This window comes from Thioalkalivibrio sp. ALMg3 (genome assembly GCF_000381225.1).
Lineage (GTDB): Bacteria > Pseudomonadota > Gammaproteobacteria > Ectothiorhodospirales > Ectothiorhodospiraceae > Thioalkalivibrio > Thioalkalivibrio versutus.
In genome coordinates, this window is record NZ_KB906227.1 from 52,194 (window position 1) to 78,603 (window position 26,410).

General features: G+C 67.4%; 21 protein-coding genes. 9 read left to right on the forward strand and 12 right to left on the reverse strand.

Features of this window, described 5'->3' with window-relative positions; translation table 11 throughout:
* Positions 1 to 111: 111 nt before the first annotated feature.
* Entirely contained in the window at positions 112 to 2,232 is a 2,121-nt protein-coding gene (locus F622_RS0109665) for a SulP family inorganic anion transporter (protein ID WP_019571836.1), read from the reverse strand.
* A gap of 92 nt (positions 2,233 to 2,324) precedes the next feature.
* Positions 2,325 to 2,903: a hypothetical protein gene (locus F622_RS0109670; protein ID WP_019571837.1), complete on the reverse strand. Its 579-nt coding sequence runs from the start codon at positions 2,901 to 2,903 to the stop codon at positions 2,325 to 2,327.
* Between the two features lie 211 nt (positions 2,904 to 3,114).
* On the opposite strand from F622_RS0109670, the gene F622_RS0109675 reads away from it, so the two are divergent.
* Together F622_RS0109675 and F622_RS0109680 are read left to right on the forward strand one after the other, a co-directional pair.
* Positions 3,115 to 4,596 carry a HAMP domain-containing sensor histidine kinase gene (locus tag F622_RS0109675; protein WP_019571838.1) on the forward strand — a complete coding sequence of 494 codons (1,482 nt, stop codon included), beginning with the start codon at positions 3,115 to 3,117 and terminating at the stop codon, positions 4,594 to 4,596.
* Entirely contained in the window at positions 4,593 to 5,990 is a 1,398-nt protein-coding gene (locus F622_RS0109680; protein ID WP_019571839.1) for a sigma-54 dependent transcriptional regulator, read from the forward strand. The genes F622_RS0109675 and F622_RS0109680 overlap by 4 nt, the downstream gene beginning before the upstream one ends.
* Positions 5,991 to 6,006: 16 nt before the next feature.
* Here the strand turns inward: F622_RS0109680 and glgB are convergent, their stop codons facing one another.
* Complete coding sequence (glgB, locus tag F622_RS0109685) at positions 6,007 to 8,220, reverse strand: 1,4-alpha-glucan branching protein GlgB (RefSeq protein WP_081620985.1); 2,214 nt, start codon at positions 8,218 to 8,220, stop codon at positions 6,007 to 6,009.
* An 88-nt stretch (positions 8,221 to 8,308) separates the two neighbouring features.
* Between glgB and glgC the strand changes: the two genes are divergently transcribed.
* From glgC to malQ, 3 genes are read left to right on the forward strand one after another with little or no spacing between them, the layout of a single operon-like run.
* Positions 8,309 to 9,574 (forward strand): glucose-1-phosphate adenylyltransferase, encoded by a 1,266-nt coding sequence (glgC, locus tag F622_RS0109690; RefSeq protein WP_019571841.1) that lies wholly within the window; start codon positions 8,309 to 8,311, stop codon positions 9,572 to 9,574.
* Positions 9,564 to 11,312, forward strand: a complete 1,749-nt coding sequence (locus F622_RS0109695; protein WP_019571842.1) for a glycoside hydrolase family 57 protein — start codon at positions 9,564 to 9,566, stop codon at positions 11,310 to 11,312. Before glgC ends, F622_RS0109695 begins: the two co-directional genes overlap by 11 nt.
* Before the next feature lie 3 nt (positions 11,313 to 11,315).
* Positions 11,316 to 12,791: a 4-alpha-glucanotransferase gene (malQ, locus tag F622_RS0109700; RefSeq protein WP_019571843.1), complete on the forward strand. Its 1,476-nt coding sequence runs from the start codon at positions 11,316 to 11,318 to the stop codon at positions 12,789 to 12,791.
* A 78-nt stretch (positions 12,792 to 12,869) separates the two neighbouring features.
* Here malQ and F622_RS0109705 read toward each other — a convergent pair whose 3' ends face one another.
* From F622_RS0109705 to mtgA, 6 genes are all read right to left on the reverse strand, one after another.
* A complete protein-coding gene (locus F622_RS0109705; RefSeq protein ID WP_018169586.1) occupies positions 12,870 to 13,460 on the reverse strand; it encodes a hypothetical protein in 591 nt (196 codons plus the stop codon).
* 73 nt (positions 13,461 to 13,533) lie between these two features.
* The gene (locus F622_RS0109710) at positions 13,534 to 14,049 is read right to left on the reverse strand and encodes an MOSC domain-containing protein (RefSeq protein WP_019571844.1); all 516 of its coding nucleotides are present in this window, start codon (positions 14,047 to 14,049) and stop codon (positions 13,534 to 13,536) included.
* Positions 14,046 to 14,696 carry a class I SAM-dependent methyltransferase gene (locus F622_RS0109715; protein WP_019571845.1) on the reverse strand — a complete coding sequence of 217 codons (651 nt, stop codon included), beginning with the start codon at positions 14,694 to 14,696 and terminating at the stop codon, positions 14,046 to 14,048. The genes F622_RS0109710 and F622_RS0109715 overlap by 4 nt, the downstream gene beginning before the upstream one ends.
* Positions 14,697 to 14,722: 26 nt before the next feature.
* The gene (locus F622_RS0109720) at positions 14,723 to 15,409 is read right to left on the reverse strand and encodes a zinc metallopeptidase (RefSeq protein ID WP_018650253.1); all 687 of its coding nucleotides are present in this window, start codon (positions 15,407 to 15,409) and stop codon (positions 14,723 to 14,725) included.
* A 147-nt stretch (positions 15,410 to 15,556) separates the two neighbouring features.
* On the reverse strand, positions 15,557 to 17,869 hold the full coding sequence (locus F622_RS0109725; RefSeq protein ID WP_019571846.1) for a mechanosensitive ion channel domain-containing protein: 2,313 nt from the start codon (positions 17,867 to 17,869) through the stop codon (positions 15,557 to 15,559).
* Between the two features lie 118 nt (positions 17,870 to 17,987).
* Positions 17,988 to 18,710: a monofunctional biosynthetic peptidoglycan transglycosylase gene (gene mtgA / locus F622_RS0109730; protein WP_018169591.1), complete on the reverse strand. Its 723-nt coding sequence runs from the start codon at positions 18,708 to 18,710 to the stop codon at positions 17,988 to 17,990.
* Between the two features lie 236 nt (positions 18,711 to 18,946).
* Here mtgA and F622_RS0109735 point away from each other — a divergent pair, with 236 nt between their 5' ends.
* The 4 genes from F622_RS0109735 to F622_RS0109745 are packed head-to-tail and all read left to right on the forward strand — an operon-like array spanning position 18,947 to position 20,408.
* Positions 18,947 to 19,276, forward strand: a complete 330-nt coding sequence (locus F622_RS0109735; RefSeq protein WP_018650250.1) for a hypothetical protein — start codon at positions 18,947 to 18,949, stop codon at positions 19,274 to 19,276.
* Entirely contained in the window at positions 19,269 to 19,682 is a 414-nt protein-coding gene (locus tag F622_RS0109740; protein WP_019571847.1) for a thiol-disulfide oxidoreductase DCC family protein, read from the forward strand. The genes F622_RS0109735 and F622_RS0109740 overlap by 8 nt, the downstream gene beginning before the upstream one ends.
* Positions 19,657 to 19,833, forward strand: coding sequence for a DUF2256 domain-containing protein (locus F622_RS13890; protein ID WP_081620986.1), 177 nt, complete (start codon positions 19,657 to 19,659; stop codon positions 19,831 to 19,833). The genes F622_RS0109740 and F622_RS13890 overlap by 26 nt, the downstream gene beginning before the upstream one ends.
* Positions 19,830 to 20,408, forward strand: coding sequence for a histidine phosphatase family protein (locus F622_RS0109745; RefSeq protein WP_019571848.1), 579 nt, complete (start codon positions 19,830 to 19,832; stop codon positions 20,406 to 20,408). Before F622_RS13890 ends, F622_RS0109745 begins: the two co-directional genes overlap by 4 nt.
* A 39-nt stretch (positions 20,409 to 20,447) precedes the next feature.
* On the opposite strand, the gene F622_RS0109750 is transcribed toward F622_RS0109745, so the two are convergent.
* The 3 genes from F622_RS0109750 to F622_RS0109760 are packed head-to-tail and all read right to left on the reverse strand — an operon-like array spanning position 20,448 to position 26,306.
* A complete protein-coding gene (locus tag F622_RS0109750; protein ID WP_019571849.1) occupies positions 20,448 to 22,022 on the reverse strand; it encodes a TolC family protein in 1,575 nt (524 codons plus the stop codon).
* Complete coding sequence (locus F622_RS0109755) at positions 22,015 to 25,089, reverse strand: efflux RND transporter permease subunit (RefSeq protein WP_018169596.1); 3,075 nt, start codon at positions 25,087 to 25,089, stop codon at positions 22,015 to 22,017. Before F622_RS0109755 ends, F622_RS0109750 begins: the two co-directional genes overlap by 8 nt.
* Positions 25,086 to 26,306 carry an efflux RND transporter periplasmic adaptor subunit gene (locus F622_RS0109760; protein WP_019571850.1) on the reverse strand — a complete coding sequence of 407 codons (1,221 nt, stop codon included), beginning with the start codon at positions 26,304 to 26,306 and terminating at the stop codon, positions 25,086 to 25,088. Before F622_RS0109760 ends, F622_RS0109755 begins: the two co-directional genes overlap by 4 nt.
* Positions 26,307 to 26,410 lie beyond the last annotated feature (104 nt).

A 26,410-nucleotide genomic window follows, 5' to 3' on the forward strand; every position in this document is an offset into this window, starting at 1 on the left:
GCTGGATCTCCTCGAAACGCGTCAATTCGGGTTCGCCACGGTTTGCATGCTCGCTTTCTGCCGAGTATAGACGGGAAGGCAGGCCTTGCATGGGCGAGTCCCGGCCTCCCTTCACGATGGATTATCGTCGCCTCGAGTGCCGGGTAGTGCCGGGTTGGCGGTTTCCAGCCGGTCCGGGGTGCCGAGGGCGCGCTGCTGCAGTTCGGCGAGGGCGACGCGCTTGTTGGGGAAGATGTTTCCGCGGCCGATCTCGTCCAGCAGGCCGGCACGTTCCATGGCCTCGCGGACGGGTTTCTTGAGACCACTGAACATCAGCTTGCAGTCGGCGGCCGCAAGATCGCCGATCAGGGCGCGCACCTTGTCCACACCCGAGGCGTCGATGCGGTTGATACTGTTGCCGAGCACCAGCACCGCCCGGGCATTCGGGTTGCGCGCGACGGCGTCCATGACCGCGTCCTCGAAGTGGGCGACGTTCATGAACACCAACGAGGCATCAAAGCGCAGTACGGTGAAGTGTGGGCCGGCCGGACGCAGGTCATTGCTGATCGCCCCGGCCAGGGAACCGTCGGGGCGCAGGCCCTGGATCTCGGAACGCGGGCGCACGGTGCCGACCAGGAACAGCAGCGATGACAGGATTACGCCGACGATCACGCCATTGGCGAGATCCGGGGCCATGTACAACGTGACGAAAAAGGTCAGGAACCCGGCCAGGCCATCGGCGCGGTTGATGGTCCACGACCGCGCCAGGGCCCGGAAGTCGAGCAAGCCGAACACCGCCGATATCACGATGGCCGCCAGCACTGCCTGGGGCAGATGGTAGAGATAGGGGGTCAGGAACAGCATGGTGATCAGCACGCCGATCGCGCTGACCACGGCGAACAGCCCGCTTTGTGCGCCGGAGCGGGCCGCGACCGCCGAGCGCGAGAACGAGCCGCTGACGGAGTAGGACTGGAAGAAGCTCCCGACGATGTTGGCCATGCCCTGGCCGATCAGTTCCTGATTCGGGTTCAGCTTCTCGCGCCGCTGGGCGGCGAGCGCGCGCGCGATGGAGGTCGCCTCCATGAAGCCGATCAGGGCCATCACGAACGCGGCGGGCAGCAGGGCCGGGATGACCTCCCAGTCCAGCACCGGCAGCTGCAGGCTGGGCAGTCCCTGGGGGATCGTGCCGACGACCTGGCCGCCGGAAGCGACAATGATGCGCTCCTCGTCGAAGCCAGACAGCCGCCATGGACGGCCCTCGGCATCGGCATGCCAGGCGCGGTAGCGCGCCTGACCGTCCGCGGTCTCGGTGCGCTCCAGACGTACCTGGTGGGCCGTTATGCGCAGGTCGCTCAGTTCGCGCTTGAGTTGCGACTCGCGGACCTCCAGGCGGGCCACGCGCACCGCCAGGTCGGGTGATTCCTCGCCGGCCTTCTCGGCCTCCTTGAGTGCGCTGTTGGCCTCGCTCAGCTCTTCCGAGGTGGTACCCATCTCCGTGCGGGTTGCGGCGAGCTCCTGGTACAGGTTGCGCACGTCGGTGGCCTGGATCTGCCCATGCGTGATTTGTTCGTTGTTCTCGAAGCCGGTCAGGGCGCTGAGTAGCGTACCCAGCACGACGACCACCAGCACGCCCGGCAGGCGGGGCATGATCCGTCGCATCACGATGAGGATGACCAGGGTGCCGGCGCCGAAGGCGATGGTCGGCCAGTGGGCCTCCCCCAGCTGGGCAATGACGCCGACGAAGTCGGTCAGGAAGGCGCCGGTATCGGGCTTCGGGACATTGAAGAAGGTGTTGATCAGGGAGAGTCCGATGATCAGCGCCGCCGCGTTGGTGAAACCGACGATGACCGGCTGGGAGACGAAGTTCATCAGGATGCCGAGGCGGAATACGCCCAGCAGAAGGCGCATGATGCCGACCATCAGCGCGAGCAGGATCGAGAGCTGGATAAAGTATTCGGTGCCGGCCACCGCGAACGGCGCGAGCGATGCGGCCGACAGCAGCGACAGCATCGCGACCGGCCCGGTATGCAGAAAACGCGAGGAGCCCCACAGCGAGCCGACGATCGCCGGGATCGCCGAGGCGTACAGCCCGTACACCACCGGGAGGCCCGCGAGTGTGGCATAGGCCATGCCCTGGGGCACCAGGATCATGGCGACGCTGAGGCCGGCCATGACGTCGGCGCGGACGGATTTCCCGGACATGGGAAACCAGGCGAGAAAGGGAAACACGCGGTAGATCCGGTCGGTATTCATGGAGGCGGGGTGTTCCTTGTTTCGGATTCGGGCGAACGCGTTCGGCCCGGCCGCGATGCGTTGCGGCCGGGTCTGCAACTCGACGGTGGTGACTAGCCCGCGGAGGGGAGTGCGGTGCCGGACGGCGCGGTCCGGGTGTCGCCCGGCCGCGGTTTGCGGGGTGCGGCGACCATGACCACCGGCAATTCCGCGGCCGTCTCGGTGGCAAGGATCTGGTGGCCGAGGTAGCCCTGTTCGTCGCAGACCAGGAAGTCCAGACGCAGACCGCGACCGAGGACCCGCCGCAGGGCCCGTTCCGGGTCGCCGGTCAGGGCCTCGATGTGAACGCCGTGCGGCAGGGGTCCGGTGTCACGAATGAAGCCGTCGATCAGCGCGCCTGCCTCGGCCTTGCCCAGAAAGGTCAGGACAACCAGCTCGGCATCCAGGCGCTCGCAGCTGTCGGCGGCATAGTCGAACACGGGGCGCGGGGCGAATGGCCCGACGAACAGGCCAATCCGCCGGCGCGGTGCGGGTTGCGAAGCGGCTTGAGGTGCGCCGACCGATGGCGGATTCGCGGTCGGGGTATCGTTTGCGAGCGCACGATACTTGTCGCCGATCGGTTGCATCTCGGCGAGGTCGGCATAGGCCAGGCCTTCGAGGATCTGTTTCATGGTGCGGCTCAGGGCAGGCATCGATGTCTCCGTTGTGGTTCGTCCACGAAGCCTCTATGCAGATCGCGTGCCACTCCATGAAAACAATGACTTATCCGGTTTGTGATGCCGTGTTGAGGAGGCGTGTGTTGCACCATGTAACGTTTGACGGGGTGAAGTGCCGCGAATAGCGTTGCGGGCGACCATTCGGGCGTTGCAGAATGTAGCGGTCGCTATTGCAACGAGTAACGTTATGGGGCGCAGTCTGCGCAGCAAGGTCCGCTGGGTGTATGCCGGAGTGGTTGGGTTGGTGCTGGGTCTGGTGCTCGCGCAGTACATCGCGCTTTCGACCATCGAGACGCGGCTGCAACAGGGGGACGTGGTAGCCGAGCTGTTGCAGGACAGTCTCGAGATGCGCCGGTTCGAGAAGAAGTTCTATGGCTCCGGGGAGCATGGGGACCTGGCTGCGGCGCGGGACCATGCCGAGGCGGCGCTGGAACGGGTGCGCGAGAACGAGGCGGCGCTGGCGCAGCATGCGCGCCCCGGCGAGCTCGACGAGTTGCAGGCCGTTCTGGAGCTGTATCGCACGGGGCTGGGCCGGTATCCCGGGCTGGCGGGTGACCGGCGCGAGCAGCTGGTCGAGTCCATTCGCAACGCCGGCGGCGAGGCCTCGGCGTTGACCAAGGTGCTGAGTCAGCGTGAGCGCGAGAATCTGCGCACCGGGGTTCAGGTATCACGTACGGAATTGCTGCTGGCGACGAGTATCGTGCTGGTGCTGGTCCTTCTGGGCGGCTGGTGGCTGGCGCGGCGGATCCTCGCCCCGCTGCGCTCGGTAGAGGACCAGCTGCGGGCGATCGGGGCGGGGTCGCGCAGGCGTCTGACCGCGCCCAACCAGGATCGTGAACTGGTGTCCTTTACCCACGCCTTCAATGCGATGCTGGATGAACTGGATGCGCGGAGCCAGGATCTGCGCCGTTCCGAGCGGCTGGCGGCCCTGGGGGTGCTGGTATCCGGTGTAGCCCACGAGTTGAACAACCCCTTGGGCAATATCTCCACGGCACTGCAGCTGGTCGCGGAGGAAGGGCGGGGCGGTGATCCGGCCTTGCTGGAAGAGTGGCTGCAGCAGGCCGAGGGCGAGACGGCGCGGGCGCAGAACATCGTGCGCGGACTGCTCATGTATTCGCGCCAGCAGCCTCGGAGCCCCAAACGGGAGGAGTGCCGCTCGCTGAAGACCATCCTGGACGGGGCACTCGATCTGATCCGTGCCACGCTCCCTGCGGATCAGGTGACCATGCGAGTCGATGATGCCCTCCAGGTCACCGTGGACCCCGAGCGGTTGCAGCAGGTGTTCGTGAACCTGTTACGCAATGCCTTCGAGGCAGGGGGCGACGACGTAGAAGTCCACATCCAGGCCCAGCGGGGCCGCCTGGCTGACCTGAGGCCGGGTCCCGGCGGGCATGTGGTCGGCGATCTTGTGGTGCACGGCCAGGATTTGACCCCAGTCGTGCGGATTTCGATCGACGACGACGGCCCGGGGATCCCGGACGCGGCGCTGGATCACGTATTCGAGCCGTTTTACCGCGGACGGGACGAGGGGAGCGGTTCGGGCCTGGGCCTGTTCGTGGCCCAGGAAATCGTCCAGGACCATGGAGGGGCAATCGGCGTCAGTCGCTGCCCGATGGGCGGGACGCGGTTCCAGGTCTGGCTGCCCTGCGAATGCGAGGACCGCGCATGAATCGCGAGGACAAGGCGAATCGTGAACTCCCGGCTGGCGCATCGCGGGAGGCGCGCCTGCTGGTGATTGACGACGAGCCGATTGCCTGCCGCCAGCTGGAGCAGGTCTTTCGGCATTCCCCGTATTCTGTGACGACCCGCGAGGAGGGAGCGACGGGTTTGCGCGCACTGGAGCAGGAGCGCTTTGACGCGGTCCTGACCGACCTGCGCATGGCCGGGGTGGACGGCATGGAGATCCTGCGCCGGGCGCGCGAGCTGGATCCGGACCTGGCGGTGATCATGATCACCGGGCACGCCACCCTGGACTCCGCGGTGGAGGCAATGAAGGCCGGGGCCTTCCACTACATTGCCAAGCCGTTTCGTATCGACGAGGTGCGCGAGGTCGTGGCCAAGGCGGTGGAATTCACCCGCCTGCGGCGCGACAACCGCGCCCTGCGCGATCAAGTGGAGCAGGGCGGGCGCAAGGCGACCCTGGTGGCACAGGACACGGCCATGCAGCGGCTGCTGGAGACCGCGCGCCAGATTGCGCCCACCGACTGCAACGTGGTGCTGACTGGCGAGAGCGGGACGGGCAAGGAGTTGTTGGCGCGCTACATCCATAACCACAGCGCGCGGGCCGAGGGGCCGTTCCTCGCGGTGAACTGCGGGGCACTGCAGGACGAGTTGCTGGCCAGCGAGCTGTTCGGCCACGAGAAGGGCGCGTTCACCGGGGCCACCCAGCAGAAGAAGGGCCTGTTCGAGACCGCGGCGGGGGGCACACTGTTCCTCGACGAGGTCGCGGAAACCAGTCCGGCGATGCAGGTGAACCTGCTGCGGGTCCTGCAGGAACGCGAAGTGCTGCGGGTCGGCGGGCGGACGCCGATCCCGGTGGATGTGCGGGTGATCGCCGCCAGCAACCGGCGCCTGGATCGTGCGGTGGATCGTGGCGAGATGCGCGAGGACCTGTATTTCCGTCTGAACGTGGTGAACCTGCTGCTGCCACCGCTACGCGATCGGCGCGACGATATCCCGCTGCTGGCCTACTACTTCCTCAAGCGCCACGCCCTGTCGATGGGCAAGCGCATGGACGACATCGAGCCGGAGGCGCTGGAGCGCCTGGTCGAACACGACTACCCCGGCAACGTCCGCGAGCTGTCCAACATTATCGAACGCGGGGTGGCACTGGCACGTACGGCGAATCTGACCCTGGCCGATCTGCCGCGCGCCCTGCGCGAGACCAGCGCCCGCGTAGTGCACGAGGACGCGGCCCCGCTGCGGACTCTGGAGGAGCAGGAGGTGTTGCAGATCCGTCAGGCACTGGAGCAGACCGGAGGCAACCGCACCCGGGCTGCGCGGCTGCTGGGCATTGACCGCGTGTCGCTGTGGCGCAAGATCAAGCGTCTGGGCATCGAGTAGCCGAGGCGACGTGATGTCAGTCTGCGACCGGTTCCAGCAGCAGCGCCGCGAGCGGCGGGAGGTGCAGGTAGAGCGTGGCGGGATGGCCGTGACGTTCGAGCGGCTCGGCGTAGGCCTCTGCCGGGCCGCGTGAGCCTCCGCCGTAGACCTCCGCATCCGTGTTCAGGGTGACCCGCCAGCGCCCGGCATGCGGTGCGGGTACCGGATAGGCCGCGCGTTCCATGGGCGTCAGGTTCAGCACCACGACCACCTGGCGTCCCTGATGGTCGCGGCGCACGAAGCTGAGCGTGGAGTGCGCGGCGTCGTCGCAGTCCAGCCAGTCGAAGCCGTCCGGCTCGAATTCGCGGGCGTGCAGGGCCGGGTCTTCACGGTACACCCGGTTCAGGTCGCGCACCAGATTCTGCAGGCCCTGGTGCAGGGGGTACTGCAGCACGTACCAGTCCAGCTCGCGATCCTCGGACCATTCGGGGCCCTGGCCGAACTCCTGGCCCATGAACAGCAGCTTCTTGCCGGGGTAGAGCCACTGCCAGCTGTAGAGCAGGCGCAGGTTGGCGTGCTGCTCCCACTCGTTGCCGGGCATGCGCCCGCGCAGGCTGCGTTTTCCGTGCACCACCTCGTCGTGCGAGAACGGCAGGACGAAGTTCTCGCTGTAGGCGTAGAGCTGGCCGAAGGTGAGCTGGCCGTGGTGGTGGGTGCGGTAGATCGGGTCCATGCCGAAATAGGTCAGGGTGTCGTGCATCCAGCCCATGTTCCACTTCATGGTGAAGCCCAGTCCGCCCATGGACGGTGGGCGGCTGACACCCGGCCAGGCGGTCGATTCCTCGGCGATCATGGCGACGCCGGGGTGGCTGGTCTGGACGGTCTCGTTCAGGTGGCGCAGGAAGTCGATCGCCTCGAGGTTCTCGTTGCCGCCATGGATGTTGGGCAGCCAGTCCTCGCCTTCGCGGTCGTAGTCGCGGTAGAGCATGGAGGCCACGGCGTCCACGCGCAGGCCGTCGAGGTGAAAGTCCTCGACCCAGCACAGGGCGCTGGAGAGCAGGAAGTTGCGGACCTCGGGGCGCGAATAGTTGAAGATCAGCGTGCCCCAGCCACGATGCTCGCCGATGCGCGGGTCGGCATGTTCGTACAGCGCCGTGCCGTCGAAGCGCGCCAGCGCGAACTCGTCGCGCGGGAAGTGGCCCGGGACCCAGTCGAGGATCACGCCCAGTCCGGCCTGGTGGGCCTGGTCGACGAAGTAGCGAAAGTCGTCCGCGTTGCCGAAGCGCGAGGTGGGGGCGAAAAAGCCCGTGCTCTGGTAGCCCCAGGAGCCGTCAAACGGGTGCTCTGTGATCGGCAGCAACTCGAGGTGAGTGAAGCCCAGGTCGCGCGCGTAGGGCACCAGACGCTCGGCCAGCTCGCGGTAGTTGGGCCATTCGCCCTCCGGGCTGCGCTGCCAGGAGCCCAGGTGCACCTCGTAGATGCTCATGGGCCGGTGCTTCCAGGCCTCGGGGTCGCGATTGCGCATCCAGTGGTCGTCGTCCCAGGCGTAGCTGCTGGGGGGCTGGATCCGCGAGGCGGTCTCGGGGCGGAGCTGGTAGGCGCGGGCGTAGGGATCGGCCTTCAGGTGCAGACTGCCCTGGTCGCGGTTGCGGATCTCGAACTTGTACAGCGTCTCCGTGGCCAGGCCCGGGATGAACAGCTCCCAGATGCCGCTTCCCGGGTGGACGGTCATCGGGTGGCAGCGGCCGTCCCAGCGGTTGAAGTCGCCGACCACCGAGACGCGCTCGGCGTTGGGCGCCCAGACAGCGAAACGCACGCCCTCGATGCCGTCGCGGGTGAGCGGATGGGCACCCAGCATGCGGTGGGCATGCCAGTGGCGGCCCTCGGCGAACAGGTGGCGGTCGAATTCGGGGATGTCCGGCGCGAAGGCCCAGGGATCGACCTGCTGCAATGTTGTCGTGCCACCCTCGGGCTGCCAGTCCAGTTGCGGGTGCGCGGGGAGGTCGTCCGCCGACCCCTGCCAGAGGAACAACCCCGGGAACCCGGCAGCCGGTTCCAGCGTCGCGAGACGACCGTCACAAAGTGTGATGGACGCCGCGCTCGCATGTGGCAGCCAGGCCCGGTAGCAGGTGGTTTGTTGATCCAGCGCATGGCGCCCGAGGACGCCGTGGGGGTCATGTAGCCGTGCCTCGGTCAGACGTCGTAACGAATCGGCGACGGAACGGGTGCATTTGTCGGGGGCTGTTGCCATACTCGGATCCAACTCGCATTTCGTATGTGGAACGACGGAATTCGGGTTTACGGTCTCTAGTACAACACGACTAAGCAAGGAAGGGTGCATGACTCCGCAACCGCAACGCTACGTTAGCCGCCTGACGCGGGAGACCCTGGCCCTGATCCTGGCCGGCGGGCGCGGCTCGCGACTGAAACAACTGACGCTGTGGCGGGCCAAGCCGGCCGTGCCCTTTGGCGGCAAGTTCCGCATTATCGATTTCCCCCTGTCCAACTGCATCAACTCGGGCATCCGTCAGGTGGCGGTGGTGACCCAGTACAAGGCGCACTCGCTGATCCAGCACATGCAGCGCGGCTGGAGCTTCCTGCGCGGGGAATTCGGCGAATTCATCGAGCTGCTGCCGGCGCAACAGCGCATCGAGACCTCCTGGTATGCGGGAACGGCCGATGCGGTTTACCAGAACATCGACATTATCCGGCAGCACAATCCGAGCTACGTGCTGATCCTGGCCGGGGACCACATCTACAAGATGGACTACGGCCAGATGATCGCCTTCCACGTGGAGAGCGGCGCGGACATGACCGTGGGCTGCCTGGAGGTAGAGCAAGAGCGCGCCAAGGCCTTCGGGGTGATGGGCGTGGATGCCTCCAGCCGGATTACCTCGTTTGCTGAGAAGCCGGAGGAGCCGGCGCTGATCCCCGGCAGCAAGACCCACTCGCTGGCCTCCATGGGGATCTACGTGATCAATACCGACTTCCTGTTCGAGCAGCTGATCAAGGATGCCGACGACACCTTTTCCAGCCATGACTTCGGCAAGGACATCATCCCCGGCATCATCGAGCGGCATCAGGTGATGGCCTACCCGTTCCGCGACGAGCAGGGCGTGCGCCAGGGCTACTGGCGTGATGTGGGGACCATCGACTCGTACTGGCAGGCCAACCTGGAGCTGATCGGCGTGACCCCGGAACTGAACCTGTACGATTCGGAATGGCCGATCTGGACCTACCAGGAACAGCTGCCGCCGGCCAAGTTCGTGTTCGACGACGAGGACCGGCGCGGCATGGCGATCGATTCCATGGTCTCCGGCGGCTGCATTATTTCCGGCAGTACCGTGCGCCACTCGCTGCTGTTCTCCAACGTGCAGGTGAACGCCTGCGCCACGGTCGAGGACTCGGTGATTCTGCCGAGCGTCACCATTGGCGAGAACTGCGTGATCCGCAACGCGGTGATCGACAAGGGCTGCAAGGTGCCGGACGGGACCGAGATCGGGGTGGACGACGAGGCAGATGCCCGCGACTACTTCGTCTCTCCGGGCGGAGTGCGCGTGGTCACGCCCGAAATGCTGGGCCAGGCCACTCATCATGTCCGCTGAATCCGGCAGTTCCACTGCGCTCGCCACGCAGCCGCCGCAGCTCGATGTGGTGTTGTGCTGGCACATGCACCAGCCGCAATACTACGACTCGGGCGCGGGTGAGTACGTGTTGCCGTGGACCTACCTGCACGCATTGAAGGACTACACCGACATGGCCGCGCACCTGGAGGCCTGCCCCCAGGGGCGCGCAGTGGTGAACTTCGCCCCGATCCTGCTGGAGCAGATCGCCGATTACGGCGAGCGGCTGGAGGCCGGTATTGGCGACCGCTCGAGCTTTGGCGATCCGGTGCTGGACCTGTTGCAGATGGACATCGTGCCGGTGGACCCGGTGCAGCGCCGCGAGATCCTGCGCGTGTGCCTGCGGGCGCATGCCCCACGCATGATCGAGCCGTTTCCGCTGTTCCAGCGTCTGGCGGCCCTGGCGCGCCAGGCGCTGGAGGATCCGGTGCTGTTGTCGCATCTGGACAACCGCTATTTTCAGGATCTGGCCACCTGCTACCACCTGGCCTGGCTGGGCGAGACCGTGCGCCGGGCCTATCCCGAGGTGCAGGGCTGGTTGAAAGTCACGACGGCCTTTAATCGCGATGTCCGGGGCCGGCTGCTGAAACTGATCCGTGACGAGGTGAAGGCGATCCTGCCACGCTACCGCGAGCTGGCGCAGCAGGGGCGGGTGGAGCTGTCGTTTACCCCGTATGCCCACCCGATCATGCCGTTGCTGCTGGATCTGGATTCCGCTCGCGATGCGATGCCTGATATTGCCCTGCCACACGCCCCGGTCTACCCGGATGGCGAGGCCCGCGTGCGCTGGCACATCGAACGTGGGCTGGAGGTGTTCGAGCAGTATTTCGGCTTTCGTCCGCGTGGCTGCTGGCCGTCGGAGGGGGGCATCAGCGAGGCGACCGTGCGCCTGCTGGATGACTACGATATTTGCTGGACGGCCAGTGGCCAGACGGTGCTGGGTAACAGCCTGGCCGCAGCGGGTCAGACGGCCGAATCCAACACCGGATCGGCGGAACAGGAGGGCTGGCTGCACCGACCTTATCGGTTGGCGGATGCCAAAACCGAGATGTTTTTCCGTGATGACGGGCTGTCCGATGCCATCGGTTTTCGTTATGCCGACTGGCATGCCGACGACGCAGTCGGCGATTTCGTCCATCACCTGGAGAACATTGCCTCTGTGTCGCCCGAGGGTGGCGTGGTGGCGGTGATCCTGGATGGCGAGAACGCCTGGGAATACTACCCGGACAACGGCTTCCATTTCCTGCGGGCGTTGTATGAGCGCCTGGCGGAAAACCCGCGGCTGAACCTGTGCACCTTCTCCGACGTGTGCCAGCGCAGTGGGCCGCGCACGGATCGCGGCGAGCTGCCAGGCATGGTGGCCGGGTCCTGGGTCTACGGGACCTTCTCTACCTGGATCGGTGATCCCGACAAGAACCTCGGCTGGGACCGCCTGATCGAGGCCTGGACGGCGGTGGATCAGGCGATCGCGCGGCGCCCTGCGCTGGATACGCCGCAATTGCGCAAGCAGTTGGCGGTGTGCGAGGGCTCGGACTGGTGCTGGTGGTTCGGGGAATACAATCCGGCCGGATCGGTCAGCGACTTCGAGCAGCTCTACCGCCGTCATCTGGCACGGCTGTACCAGCTGGCCGACCTTGAAGTGCCCGAGTCGCTGGGCGAGGTGCTGTCGGTCGGGGGTGGTGATCCCGCCGCCGGCGGCACCATGCGCAAGGGGCAGTAACCGATGGAGGCGGGCGAAGAACACTGTAATCCGCTGATGCAGCGCCGGCGGGCCGGTGTGTTGCTGCATCCGGTCTCACTGCCGGGCCCGGGCCCAGTGGGGACGCTCGGGCAGGAGGCCTTCCGGTTTCTGGACTGGGCGCGGGATGCGGGGTTCAGCCTGTGGCAGATCCTGCCGTTGCATCCGCCGCAGGAGGACGGTTCGCCCTACGCCAGTATCTCGGCCTTCGCCGGCGATGTGCGCCTGATCGACCCGCAACGGTTGGCCGCACGGGCGGGGCTGGATGCGGACGACGGGCCGGTCGAGACCCTGCTGAAACAGGCGCGGGAGCGGCTGGGGCAGGCGGGCGAGAGCTGGGCGCAGGCCTACCAGGCCTTCCTTGATGCCCAGGGTCCGGTCTGGTTGGATGATTTTGCCCGTTTCGTGGTCATCTGCGGCCGCGAAGATGGCCGCCCCTGGTGGGAATGGCCGGCCGCATTGCGCGACCGCGATCGGGCCGCCCTGGCGGCCGTGGAGGCCGAAGCGGCCCAGGCCTTGGAGGCCGTGCGCTTCGCCCAGTTCGTCCTGTTCGACCAGTGGCAGGATGTACGCGAGCATGCACGCAAGCAGGACATCCTGATCCTCGGCGACATGCCGATCTTCGTGGCCCACGACTCGGCCGAGGTCTGGGCCCACCGCGACCTGTTCGACCTGGACGCCACGGGGCATCCGCAGACCGTGGCCGGCGTGCCGCCGGATTACTTCTCCGAGACCGGGCAACGCTGGGGCAATCCGCATTACCGCTGGGATCGTCTTGCCGAGCGCGGATACGACTGGTGGGTGGAGCGCATGCGCTGGACGCTGGAGACAGTGGATGCCGTGCGCATCGACCACTTCCGCGGCTTCGAGGCGAGCTGGGCGGTCCCGGCAAGCGAGCCGGATGCGACTCAGGGCCACTGGGTGCCGGGGCCGGGTGCCGACTTCTTCGAGCAATTGCAGGCTCGTTTGGGTGTGTTGCCGCTGCTGGCGGAGGATCTGGGCGTGATCACGCCGGAGGTCACCGAACTGCGCCTGCGTTTCGATCTGCCGGGCATGCGCATCCTGCAGTTCGCCTTCGAAGGAGGGGAGGACAACCCCTATCTGCCGGCGAACCATGATGAACTGAGTGCGGTGTATACCGGGACCCATGACAACGACACCACGCTGGGCTGGTTTCGCTCCCTGGAGCCGGCCATGCAGGAGCATGTGATCGGGACACTGGATGAGGGCCCGGCCGAGGAGATGCCGTGGCCGCTGATTCGTGCGGCCTGTCGTTCACCGGCCCAGCTTGCGATCCTGCCGATGCAGGACGCCCTGCACCTGGGATCGGAGGCGCGCATGAACACCCCTGGCACAGTTGGTAACGGCAACTGGAGCTGGCGCTTTGGCTGGAACCAGCTGCCCGATGGACAGACCGAGGCGCTGCGTGCGCTGGCGCAGGAGACGGGTCGCCTCGACTGACGGTCCGGCCCGGACATGAAAAAAGCCCGGTCCCTTTGCAGGGGCCGGGCTTTCTTTGTTACCGGGCTGGTTGCGCGATTAGCGCATCATGCCGCCCTGACCACCCTGTTGCTGCTGCATCTGTTGCTGCATTTGCTGCATGCGCTCGATTACGTCGTCGATATCGGCGTTCTCCTGGCGCATGGCGGCCATCAGGTCTTCACGCAGGGATTCCTGCGCCTGGCGAATTTCCTGGTCTTCCGCGACGGCCTGCTGTGCTTCCTGCAGGTTCATCTGCGCCTGCTGCACGTCTTCGGACTGAATGACTTCCTGACGTTGCTCCGCGCTCAGATCGGGGTCGCGCAGCTGCTCTTCGGCTGATTCGAGGGTCTCCAGATCCCGGCGCGGCTGGTAGCCGGCGGCCTCCATCTTGTCCAGCACCAGGTTCTCCAGTTCTTCACCCTTCTGTTCCAACTGGGGGTTGTTCTCGATGGCCTGCTGCTGGGTCTCGGCGAGGGTCTGCTGGAGCTGCTGCATCTCCATCTGCGGGTTGCCGCCCTGGCCACCCTGCATGCCCATGCCGCCCTGACCTTGCCCCTGGCCCATGCCCTGGGCGATGGCGAGTGGGCTGGCCAGCGCGAGCGCGGCGGCGGCAATCAGTCCGGCGAGGGACTGGGAACGAATCTTCATAAAGTTTCTCCTTGTGAATACACGTATATCGTAGTCAATGGCACTTAACCCCAGCTTAACAAGCGTGGCCGAATCATGCGGGCCCGCCCGGGTGCCAGCTCACCCGGTCGCCGACGCGAAGGATCCCGGAATGCGCGACTTCAAGGCAAATCCCGCTGTCGAGACCGAGGGCTCGCGCGAGGTTGTCGCCCACTAGCTGGTTGAGATACCCACAGGGCGGGCGTGGCCGTCCGATCTTCAGGACCGCCTCTCCGATCCGAAGAAAGCCACTCTGGCGGGGTATGCAATACCAGTCGGAGACCACGAGGTTGCGGCGATGTTCCCCGGGGGCGATCGGGCGGCCGCGGCGCTGTGACGCCCGTTGCAGTTCCGGGGCAGTGATCAGTGTGACCGGGCAGCTCTCGACCGCATGCCAGTGCCCGCGATGGGTGGCGTAGCGGTCGCCCCGGAGTCCGCTGCCGGCGATGGCCTCGATGGACTCGATCGAATCCATCGGGTCGCCAGCCGCGGCACAGACGTGGATTGCCTGCAGGTGCGCGACGGGCAGACCGAGCCACTCCGGGCGCCAGGCACGCAGTCGGTGGATCATTGCGGGAGGTCTCCTGGACGTCTGAACAGGGCGATATCGGGGGCAGGCAGGTCCAGTGTGCATCCGAGGCGGGTGGCAATCCACTGGAGTGTGGCCGGGCCGTAGAAGGCGACATGGGTGGGGTCGCGGCGATAGTGCCAGCGACGAAAGCCGGCCGCCGCAGGGGGCCATTCGGTCATCACGGCCAGGACCCCGCCGGGGCGCAGTCCCGCGACCATGGTTCCCAGCGTGTTCAGGGGCGTGTGCAGGTGTTCCAGGACCTCGGTGCAGGTAAGGATGTCCCAGCCGTCGCCGGGCGGATCGGGTTGTGCGGGGGCAAAGGCCGGGTCCCAGAACGCCATCGTGTAGCCCCGGTCTTGGAGCAACCCGGCGAGCACGGGTTGCGGGCCGCAACCCCAGTCGAGTCCGTGGGCCGGGGGTGGCCGCGCCTTGACCAATGGTTCGATCAGTCGCTGCAGATGGGCGCGGTAGCCGGGATCATCCGGCCGGTTCTCGTGGGTTCGGTAATACGCCCGCTCCACCTCGCGGCGGGGCCAGGCGTTGCGTTCCAGCGCGATCACGCCGCAGTGCTGACAGCGGCGATAGTCTCCGGGCGAGGCGTCGCCGATGCCGCGGTGGTGAAACGGCCGGGTGGACTGCCCGCACAACGGACAGGCGTCCGGGGCGGGAACGGTCATCGGCGCAGGTACCGGAACCACGAGGCGATGTTCAGCAGGCTCATCAGCGACTGCGACAGGTAGGTATAGGCCGCCGCCTTCAGGATGCGTTCGGCATGTGGGTAGTCGGGCGGGTGCAGGTAGTTGCCCTCACGCAGCATCGGCATGGCACGGCGGAAGCTGGCGTCGAACTCGGTGGGCAGGGTGACGAAGTGGACCAGTGCGGCCAGACCCATGGACAGCACCCCGGCCAGGAAGAACAGGATCCCCGGCGCCGGGTGTCGCGCCAGTAGTGTAATGAACGGAATGGCGACCAGTAGCCAGGCGCCGATTTGCTGGCCGTAGCGCGTCATTCCGACCAGCGTGCTGCGCATGCGCAGTGGCGCATAGCCCTGGGCGTGCTGTACGGCGTGGCCGACCTCGTGGGCGGCCACGGTAATCGCCGTCAGCGAGTGGCCGTCGTGGTTCTCCGGTGACAGGCGTACGGTGCGCGAGGCAGGGTCGTAGTGATCGCCGTCCTTCGTGGTTTCCACCTGGACCTTGTGCAGTCCGTGGCGGTCCAGCAGCTCGCGCGCCAGCTCCGCGCCGGTGCCATCGTAGCGGTCCGCCGGGCGGTGGTATTTCTTCATGGTGTGGCGGACCCACCAGCCGGGTGTCCAGGCAGCGAGCAGGAGCAGAGGCACAAGCAGGATCAGGAGACGCATGCGCTCATGATCTCCCGAAGCCCGAGCCGTCGGAAAGAGCCAGCGTCTCCCTGGGGCCTTGGGAGCGGGGTCGCCCGCGAAGCGCCTGCCCGGGAGTTGCCGCGGCAGGGGGGATTCGAGTGCGCGCCCCGCTCACGGACAAGCGCTTCAGTCGTCGGCCTCGTCGTAGTCGCCCTTGTGCTTCGGATTTGGGCGCGCCCGCCGGTCATCCGAGTAGTCGTCGCCATCCTGCTCGTTGGCGGGTTTCTCCTGCAGAAGCCGTAGATTGGCTGCCGGGGCGCCGCCGTCCTTCTCCTGACCGAAGTAGATGGTCTGGTGCGGGAACGGGATCTCGATGCCGGCGGCGTCGAAGTGCTTCTTGACCAGGCGGTTGAACGCGCGGCCCAGGCCGAACTGGGTGCCCGGCAGGGTCTTGATCCGGACCCGCACGTTGACCGAGCTGTCGGCCAGTGCGGTGACACCGTGCACCTCCATCTCGTCGAGGATGTTGGGTCCCTGGTCGGGATCCTGCTGGAGTTCCTTGAAGGCCTCGCGCAGGCGCACGATGACCTCGTCGATGTCCTCGCGATAGGCGACGCCGTATTCGCCGACGTGGTAGGCGAACTCGCGCATGTAGTTCGCGACCGCATCCACCGACGAGAACGGGATCAGGTGGTAGGTCCCGGAGAGGTCGCGTACGCCGAGCGAACGGATGGTCAGGCGTTCCACCACGCCCGTGGTGCCGGCCACCGTGACGATGTCGCCGACGTTGATGGCGTTCTCCAGCTGGATGAAGACGCCGGTGATCACGTCCTGCACCAGTTTTTGCGCCCCGAAACCGATCGCCAGGCCGAGGACACCGGCACCGGCCAGTAGCGGGCCGATGTTCACGCCGATCTCGGCGAGCACGATCATGGTGGTCATCACGATCAGCACGATGGCCATGGCGTTGCGGAAGATCGTCAGCAGGGTGGTCTCGCGGGCGGTCGGCCCGCCGCCACCGGTGTTCGGGTTCATGCGGTGCTCGACCCAGCTGGCAAAGACCAGCCAGATGGCCAGCACGCCCAGCAGGATCAGCGCCACCGAGATCGCGGTGCCCAGCACCGCCATGCCCATATCCGAGGCCAGCCATGTGGTCAGACTGAACGCACCCCAGGCATCCGCGACCACGGCCAGCACGACCAGCAGGATCACCAGGCGCATCACCTTCAGCGCATTGGGGATGTAGGAGTTCAGGCGCAGCTCCAGCGACGGGAACTTCTCCCGGGTCTCTTCGGGCACCCGAATCCGGCGGCCGATCAACTGGGTCAGCAGGTTGGCGACGAAGATGCCCACGAAGATGGCGAGCAGGGTCTGTCCGGTCGCCTTGGCCATGAAGGGGAGCGCATCTTCCGGCCGGGTGATGCTGACCACGGCCAGGGCCAGGAAGTAGATCAGGGCGATCCAGTGCCAGAAGTTCGCCAGCAACGAGATCACGATGCGGGTGAAGGCGTACTGCGCCCTGTTGGCCAACCTGATCAGGCGGTCATGCACCCGGGTGCGGTTCTGCAGGATGATCACGGCGGCGTAGAGGAAGGCCGTTAGCATCACGATCAGCCCCAACGAGCGCCCCGCCTCGGAGGAGATCTGGTTGTTGGTGATCGGGACCAGCAGCAACAGGCCGTAGCCGATATACCCCACGATGCGGGCCAGCCAGGCGTTCCAGTAAGCGGCCTCGTCCCCGGCCATCGGCAGCAGGCGCAGGCCGTGGTAGCGAGTGGCGAAGATCAGGCGCAGGGCCGCCTTGGTCACCTCGATCAGCAGGAATGCGTTCAGGAACAGCGAGTGCCGGGTGTTCATCTCGCCCGAGTCGCCCAGCACGAACAGCGCCAGTGCATAGCCGGCCAGCCAGGCGAGGATCACGACGAGGAAGTCGATCGCCGCGGCCAGGACCACGGCCGGTAGCGCCCGCATGAGCCGCATATGCTCGGCCGCATTCAAGGCCCAGCGATCAAGTCGGGTGAACAACGGTGCGCCCAGCCTTCGCAGTATCAGGAACACCACCACGGTGAACACGATGACGAAGGCGAGATCCAGTACCGCCAGCCCGAACACGGTGGGCTCGACTCCGCGCACGCGCTCGGCGATATCCACTGCGATGTCGTTCAGGGCCCGGACCTCGGCCACGGTGCCTTCGGCCAGCGACTGGGTGAGCTGGGCAATCTGGCGCGCCACGGATTCGCTGTCGCCGGTTTCGACCGGCAGGTCATCCGTGGCGGCGTCCTCCGCGCTGGAGCCGTCGCCGGAGCGCAGGGCCTCGAGCAAGTCTTCGCGGGCCTCCTCGTTCTCCAGTGCGTCGATGAGCATCTGGCGCAGATCGCTGCCGGAATCCTGCTGACCGGTGCCCTGTGCGGACGCGGCCCCGAGGGGCAGGATCAGTAGGAGCGCGAAAAGCACCAGCAGGCGGGAGAAGTCGATACGCGGCGCGCGCAGATGGGTCACGGCAAACCTCCATGTCTGGGAGGGACATCCTTGCGAGCCCCCGGTACGGTCAGTCAGTCCGAGGCAGTCTAAAGGCTGGAAGTTCCGTGCCACAATTTCGGTGGCCTGCGCACAGGCTTTATTCCAGCAGCATCGGATCCAGCCAGGCGATGCCGAGCTGGGCCATCTGCTGCTCGACCCAGACGATCCGCCGGTCAAGGTTGGGTCCCGGGCGGACCGGGTTCATGCGGCCGGGGCTGGGCAGGATGGCGGCCAGGCGCGCGGACTGGTGGCGATCGAGCTCGGTGGCGGAGATCCCGAAGTAGTGTTGGGCGGCGTTCTCGATGCCGTAAATGCCGGGACCCCATTCCGCCAGGTTGAGATAGATCTCGAGGATGCGCCGCTTCGGCCAGAGGGTCTCCATGCCGAAGGTGAACCCGGCCTCCAGCGTCTTGCGTGCCCAGGAGCGGCCGTGCCAAAGAAAGAGGTTTTTCGCGGTTTGCTGGCTGATGGTGCTGGCTCCGCGCAGGCGCCCGCCGCGTGCATGATCGCTGAGCGCCTGGCGCACCGAGCCCCAGTCGAAGCCGCGGTGGTTGGGGAAGTGCTGATCCTCGGCCGCGATCACCGCCAGCATCAGATGGCGGGGCAGGTCGTCCAGGCGTTGCCAGTCCGGGCGCCGGTTGGAGGCGGTCTGCCAGTCGGTTGCCACCACCATGGCCATGCCGTAGGGCGGGTCGACCCGGGCGAAGAGCACCACCAGGGCGAGCATTGCCCCGATCCCCAGCGCCAGCAGAAACGCGACCAGCCCGCCGGTCCAGTAGAGCAACCGGCGGAGCGGACGGCGCTTGAGGCGCGTGGCCACTACGGTCTCGCCTCTTGGCGGTGGGCGTGCGGGTGGATGACTGTCCGGAGACGGGGATTCATGGGCTGAAAGGATAACGCCTGCGCTCGCCGGGCGGGATGGGGCGTGCCCTTTCTTCTCTTCTGGAAGCACGCGCGGCGAACTGTTTTGCCGTTTCGTGGCCCAAAGGCGAAGGGGTGAGGAGGACGACCCCGGAATTTGCCTTAACAAGCCAACCGTTCGCGAAGGAGAGAGCCATGGACGTATTGCCCTATCGCTATGTCACCCCGAGCGGCGAGGCCGTGTCCTTCGACTTCCGTCTGCATCCCGAGACCGGTTCCGCGGTGCGGGTGCAACAGTTGCTGGATCGCCTGACCGACACGCTGGACAGCGAGATCGGCGTGCTGGGTGATACCTGCAATGGCGACGTGCTGCAAGCGCTGGCAATGGCCCTGGCCGTGCGCACGGAGATGATCCCGGCCAACCCCGAGATGACCCAGGATCTGGCGCGTGATGTGGTCGAGCGGGCGCTCAGATCCCTCGATGGCGCCCGGCACCAGCAGACCGGGCCGGTGGGGCATGCCTGAAAACCACCAGGACCAATACGCCGAGGCCCCGGGACGACCGGTGGTGTTCTTCGACGGCGGCTGTCCGCTTTGCCGGCGCGAGATCGGCCACTACCAGAGGCTCGACACCGCGGGCGCGATCGATTGGCGTGATATCCATGCCGATGCCACACCGCTCGACGCCTGGGGAATCACCTGGGATCGTGCGATGCAGCGCATGCATGCCGTAAGCGCCGACGGGCGCATTCGCAGCGGTGCCTGGGCCTTCGTGCTGGTCTGGCGGCACCTGCCGTATTACCGCTGGCTCGGCGGTGTGCTGCATCGCCTGCCGCCAATCGTCTGGCTGATGGATCGCGTCTACAACGTGATTGCGCGTTATCGCTGGCGCTCGCGCTGCGACGATGGGGTCTGTCACCCGGATCGTTAAGGTGGCCCACGCCAAGCCGCATCTACCGGAGAAGACCTGTGCGGTATGCGGCCGCCCGTTCGCCTGGCGGCGCAAATGGGCCCGGTGCTGGGATGAGGTTCGCTACTGTTCGGACGCCTGCCGGCGTCGCCGTTCGGGGAAGATCGCGTGACGAAGCGCTTTGTCGTTCTGGTGTTCTGGATCGCCGCGCTGGCGGTGCCTCTGCCCTTGGTGGCGGGCGACCTGGCGGCCGAACGCGCGATCGTCGCGCAATTACAGGAGCCCCACCGCATCCTGCTGCTGCGCCATGCCCTGGCGCCCGGCATCGGTGACCCGTCGGGCTTCGATGTCGATGACTGCGCCACGCAGCGAAACCTGTCGGCTGAAGGGCGCGCGCAGGCGCGCGCCAGTGGGGAGCGCCTGCGCGCGGCGGGCCTGGAGTCGATCCGGGTGTTCGCGGGCCCGTGGTGCCGCAATGTCGATACCGCGGCGCTCCTGGGGTTCGGTGAGCCCGTGGTGCTGGAGGCAATGGGCTCGGTGTTTCGCACTAATGCCCCGCATCGCGAGCGGCGCATGCAGGCGTGGCGCGAACACCTGGCGGACGAATACCGGCAGACGGCGGGGCCGGCGGTCTACGTGACCCACCGGGCCAATATCATGGAGCTGAGCGGCCGCAGCCTTGGCGCCGGGGCAATGCTGGTCGTCGAGATCGACGCGCAGGGCAATGCCCGGCCGGTGGATCAATAGCCGCGCGAACCGAAGGCGCCGGGTCGTGTGCAAGCCGGCTTACAGACGGATCTCCACGCGTTCGGCGCCGGGGGCGTCGATGCCGCGATGGAGCAGCAGGGTGCCGCTGGCGTTCAGCAGTTCGGTGGTGAGCTGACGGAAGCGCACGACCGTCTCGGTCAGGTTCAAGCGGCTCTCCAGCAGGTCGCGCTGGGCCTGGGAGACGGCCAGCGCGGTCCCGGCACCGACGCGAAACCGCGTCTGTTCCACCCGCAGCAGCTCTTCCTGCAACTCGACGGTTTCCTTCTGTGCCTGAATTTGTTCGCGGATGCGGGCCGCATCGAACCAGGTGCCGCGCACGTCCTCGATGGCGAGTTGCTCCAGGTTGGCCAGGGTTTCCTGGATCTGCTGGCGGGTCAGCCGGGCCCGGGTGTGTTCGGCCTCGGCGGCGCGGTTGCCGATCGGCATCTCGAAGCGCAGGCCGGCCGCCAGGTCGTAGCCGTCGCCCTGGCGGTCGCGCCAGGTGCGGCTGAAGCTGTCTGCGTAGCCCGACTGGCCCAGGGTCACGAAGAAGTCCAGGCGCGGCAGGAGGCCGTTGCGGGTGCGCACGACCTCCAGTTGGTCGCGCTGGACCCGCAGTCGCGTTTCGTTGAGATCGGCGCGATGGTCGCGGGCCAGCGCCACGTAGGCATTCAGGGGTTCCAGCGTGTAGCGTTCCAGGCCCGGCTCGGAGCTCGCCTCGAGCCGGGTATCCCACAGGCTGCCGTCGCCCTGGAGCAGTCGCGCGAGGCCGTCCTGCGCGCGGGCGCGTTCGGCGCGGGCGTCGATCAGGCCCTGACGGCGCAGCGCCACCTCGGCACGGGCCGACACGGCCTCGGTCTCGGGGCGGTCGCCGGCGGCGATGCGTCGCTCGGTCTGGTCGAGTTGCTCGCGGGCCACGGCCAGGGCCTCCTCGAAGATGGCGATCCGTTCGTCGGCCAGCACCAGATCCCAGTAGCGTCCCTCGACGTCGGTGATCAGCTGTTCGACGAAGCCGCGGACCTCGTACTCCGAGGCCTCCACGTCGAGGCCGGCCTGGCGCAGGCGCACCAGGTTGGACTCGATACGCCCGCCGCGGAGCAGGGCCTGGGTCAGGCTCAGGCCCGCGCGGGTGGTGAACTGGGGTGCCTCCACGCGCGAGCTGGAACTGCGCGAGCTGCGTACGGAGACCGTCAGGTCCGTGCCGGTTGGCAGCGACTGGCTCAGGCCCGCCTCGCCCAAGCGCCGGGTAGTGGTTACTTCATCGGTTTCGCCGATCTGTTCCAGCTGGCGCACGCTCTGGTCGCGGCTAATCTCCAGCTCGGCGAACAGCTCGGGGTCGAACACCGCGCGTTCCTGTGCCTCGAAGGTGCCCTGGATCGCGGTTTGCAGGCGCTCGGCGCGCAGGCCGCGGTTGCCTTCCAGCGCGCGGGCGACGGCCTCCTCCAGGGACAGGGTCTCTTCCGCCACCGCCTCGCGTTCGAACGGCCGGGCGTCCGTCAGTGCCTCCGCGGGCAGGGACAGGCGCAGCCCGTCGGAGGCATCCGGCGCTTCAGAGGCGTGGCCCGGGAGGGCCAGCGCGAGCGCGACGAGGAAGGGCAGGGAAGTTCTAGGCATGATCCGTGGCGACTCGGTAGACGGGTTGCGGGTGCTCGCCCCGGCGGTGGAACAGCAGGTAGAGCGTGGGGATCAGCACCAGGGTGATCAGGGTAGACGAGAGCAGCCCGCCGATCACGACCCGGGCCATCGGGGCCTGGGCCTCGCCGCCGTCGCCCATGCCGATGGCCAGCGGCGACAGCGCCAGGATGGTGGTCAGCGTGGTCATCAGGATCGGGCGCAGGCGCTCGCCCGCGGCGGCCACGATGGCCGCTTGCAGTTCCATGCCGTCTTCGCGGTGGCGCCGCGCCATGCGGTCCACCAGCAGGATCGCGTTGTTCACCACGATCCCGACCAGCAGCAGGATGCCGATCAGCGACTGCACGTTGAGCGTGGTGTCGGTGATCAGGAGTGCGCCGGTTACACCAATGATCGCCAGTGGGATGGAGAACATCACGATCAGCGGGTCGCGCAGGGACTCGTACAGGCTGGCCATGACCATGTAGACCAGCAACGTCGCGAGCAGGGTGCCCAGGAGCAGTTCGGAGAACGCGGCTTCCTGCTCCTCGATGTCGCCGGTGACCGAGAAGTCGATCTCCTCCGGCAGCGGGATATCGGCCAGCGCCGCACGCACGTCGGCGGCGACCTCGCCCAGCGAGCGGTCGCCGATGTTCACGAACAAGGTGCTGATGCGCGCCTGTTCGCGGCGCTGGATGCTGTCCGGGCCGATCGCCGTATCGAACGTGACCAGGCTGCGCAATGCCACGCGTTCGCCGTCCTCGCTGCGCACGGTCAGGTTGAGGAGGTCGTCCAGCGAGCTCCGGTCGGCGTCGCGTAGTTGGACCCAGATGCGCGTCTCGTCGCCGCCCGCGCGCAGCTGGCCGGCGCCGGAGCCGCCCAGGGCGGTTTCCAGGGTCTGGGCGATGGTGCGCACGTCCACGCCGAGGTCGGCGGCGCGGTCGCGGTGGATGCGGGTGGCGAATTCCGGCTGCCCGCCGTCGGAGCCGACGCGGGTGTCGGTGACGCCGGGGACGTCCGCCAGCGCGGTCTCGAAACGCTCGATGACGGCGTTCATCGTGGGCAGTTCGAAGCCGCGGACCTCGATGGACAGGCTTTCCTCGTCGGCGCCGCGCCCGAAGCCGCGGAAGAAGATCCCGCTGGAGGCGCGCACGCGGATCTCGACCCCCGGCGGGCTGCCCAGCGCGTCGCGCAGGGCCGCGGCGATCTCTTCGGAGGAGCGGCTGCGACTGTCGCGCGAGCCGACCATCACGCGCATGTTGCCGGAGGCGGGCGAGGAGGCGCGGAACGCCGAGGCGCCGGAGCTGGAGACCAGGTTTTCCAGTTCCGGGACCTCGTCGTGGATGATCGCCTCGAGGCCGGACATGGTGGCGTAGAGTTCTTCCAGGGGTGTGCCGGGCTCCATGGCGACATGCACGCGCAATTCGCCTTCGTCGGTGGCGGGCAGGAATTCCGTGCCCACGCCGCGCAGCCCCGCCAGGGCGATCATCAGCAGCAGGAGGCTGATGCCGATGACCATCCATGGCTGGGTCAGGGTGCGTCGCAGCACCCCCTGGTAGCGTTGCTCCATGCGCGCGAGGGCACTGGTGTCACGCTTCGGCATCGGGGCGCGGGCCATCAGCATCGGGACCAGGGTCAGCGCGACGATCAGCGAGCCTGCCAGGGCAAAGGCGACCACCGCCGCCAGCGGCTTGAACAGCTGGCCGGCCAGTTCCTCGGCGAAGAACAGCGGCAGGAAGATCGCCACGGTGGTCAGGGTGCTGGCGACGATGGCGGGCGCGACGCGCCCGGTGCCGCTGATGGCGGCCTCGGCGGCGGTCTGCTCGGCATGTTCCTCGCGCCGTCGGGCGATGCTCTCGATCACCACGATGGCGTTGTCCACCATCAGCCCCACGCCCAGCGCGATCCCGCCGAGTGTCATCAGGTTCAGCGAGTAGCCGCCGAAGTAGACCAGGCCGAAGGTGGCGATCACCGCCAGCGGGATCGCGGTGGCCGCCACCAGCGTGTAGCGGATGTTGCGCAGGAACACGAGCAGCACCAGCACGGCCAGTGCACTGCCGTAGAGGATCGAACGACCGACGTTGGTGATGGAGTTGCGGATAAAACCGGCCTCGTCGGTGACGGCGCGGATGTCGATCTGGGGGAAGTCGCGGTTCAGGCGCACCAGTTCGGCGTGGACCGCCTCGGAGACCTCTACGGTGTTGGCGTCGGCCAGCTTGCGCACGGCGAGCTGCACGCCTTCCTCCTGGTTGACCCGGAACCGGCGGGTAACGCGCTGGTGGGTGTCGCGCACGTCGGCCACCTGGTGCAGGTAGGTCACACCGTCCTCGCTGCGCTGCACGATGGTGTCGCGGACCTCGTCCACCGAGCGGAACTCGGCCGGGGTGCGCAGGCGGTATTCGCGGCGCCCGTCCATGATCGGGCCGCCGGGGGTGATCACGTTGGCGTCGCGGATGCGGTTGCGCAGGTCGTCCAGGCCGAGGTCGATGGCCTCGATGCGTTCCGGGTCCACCTCCACGCGGACCTCGCGCTCCAGGCCGCCGAAGGTATCCACAGCTGCCACGCCGGGGATGCGTTCCAGGCGCGGGGCGATACGGTTGTCGATCAGGGTGCGCAGGTGGATGGCGTCCAGTTGCGAGCCGATGCCCAGACGCATGATGGGCGAGTCCTGGGTGTCGAACTGGCGTACCAGCGGGCGATCGGCGTCATCGGGCAGGCGGTCCTCGATGCGCGCCAGGCGATCGCGCAGGTCGTCCACCGCCTGGCGGATGTCCGTGCCCCAGGCAAAGTTGATGCGGACGTTGCTGTTGCCCTCGGCGGAGGTCGAGCGGATCTCCTGGGCACCGGTAATGGCGGCCGCGGCCTGCTCCACCTGGCGCGTGACGAGTTGTTCGACTTCCTCGGCCCCGGCATTGGGGTAGGACGTCATCACCGTGACCACCGGGTAGGTGATATTCGGCAGCAGATCCACCGGCAGGCGGGTCAGCGCGGTCAGGCCGAGGATCACCACGATCAGGGCTACCATGCTGGTCAGCACGGGGCGGTGGACCGTTACGCGGGCCGGATTCACGGGGTGTCCGACTCGGGTGTGTCGTCTCCACCCGGCACGTTGCGCGGGTCAGTCACGCGCAGCGGGGTGCCGTCCGCGAGCAGGTGCTGGCCGAGCACGACGACCTCGGTGCCTTCCGGCAGCTCGGGTTCCAGCAGTTCGACCCAGTCGCCGTCACGCACGCCGGTAACCGCCTGATGGCGGCGGGCCTGCGGGCGTTCGCCGCTGCGGTCCACGCTGAACAGGGTCGGGCCGGCCTCGCGCTGGATGATCGCGTCGCGTGGGATCGCCAGGACGGCGTTGCGTTCCCCCAGGGTAATGGCGGCCTCCACGAACATGCCCGGGCGCAGCTGGTCGCGTTCGTTGGGGATCTCCACCTCGACCCGCGCCTGACGCGACCCGGGCCGGAATTCCGGGGCGATGCGGGCGATGGTGCCGGCAAATCCGGCGTCCGGATAGGCGGCAGTGTAGACCTGCGCCCCCTGGCTCGGCGACAGCCGGCCGTAGTCGGCCTCGGTCACGGCCAGGATGGCGCGCACCGGCTGCAGCCGGACCAGCGCCAGTGCGGTGTCGTTGGCGCTGATGACCGTGCCGGGATCCACGTGGCGTTCGGCGACCCAGCGGGTGCTGTCGGCCGTACCCGCCTCGATGCGGGTGTAGCTCAACTGGATCTCGCGGGTGCGTAGCGCGGAACGCCGCTGGCGGATCTGCGACTCGGCCAGGGTGACGCGCGTCTGTGCCAGGGCGAGTTCGGTTTCCGCGGCCTCCAGCTCCGAGCGCGACGCGATCCCCTGGTCGCGCAGCTTGCGGGTGCGCTGCAGTTCGCGCCGGGTCGCATCGCGGCTGGCCAGGGCCTCGGCCAGGCTGGCCTCGGCGACTTCCAGCTCCGCCGCGGCCTGGGCCACGTCCTGCTCGAATTCCTCGGTATCCAGCTGCAGCAGCGGATCACCGGGCTCCACGCGGTCGCCGAGATTGACGAACACCTCGGCAACCCGCCCGCCCACGCGGGGGGTGATCTCGATCCGGTCGGCGCCCTCGATGCTGCCGGTGAAGCGCCGCCGTTCGACCAGGTCGCGGGTCTCGATGCCGGCAATGGCGACTGCGACCGGGCGGGTCTCGCCGCCGCCCGGACGACCGGAAGGGGCCGCGTCGTCTTCCGGGCCCAGCAGCATCCAGGCGAGGATGCCAGCGGCCAGGAGAAACAGGATCGCGGTGATCAGTGTGGCGGGGCGGGGCATTGCAGCTCGCTTGTTTGCGGGGTGGTCAGGTTAGAGTGTCGCGTGGCTGACTGAATCGTGCATGAATTCCGTTCGGAATCCGGCGCCGATTCGATGAAGCCCGG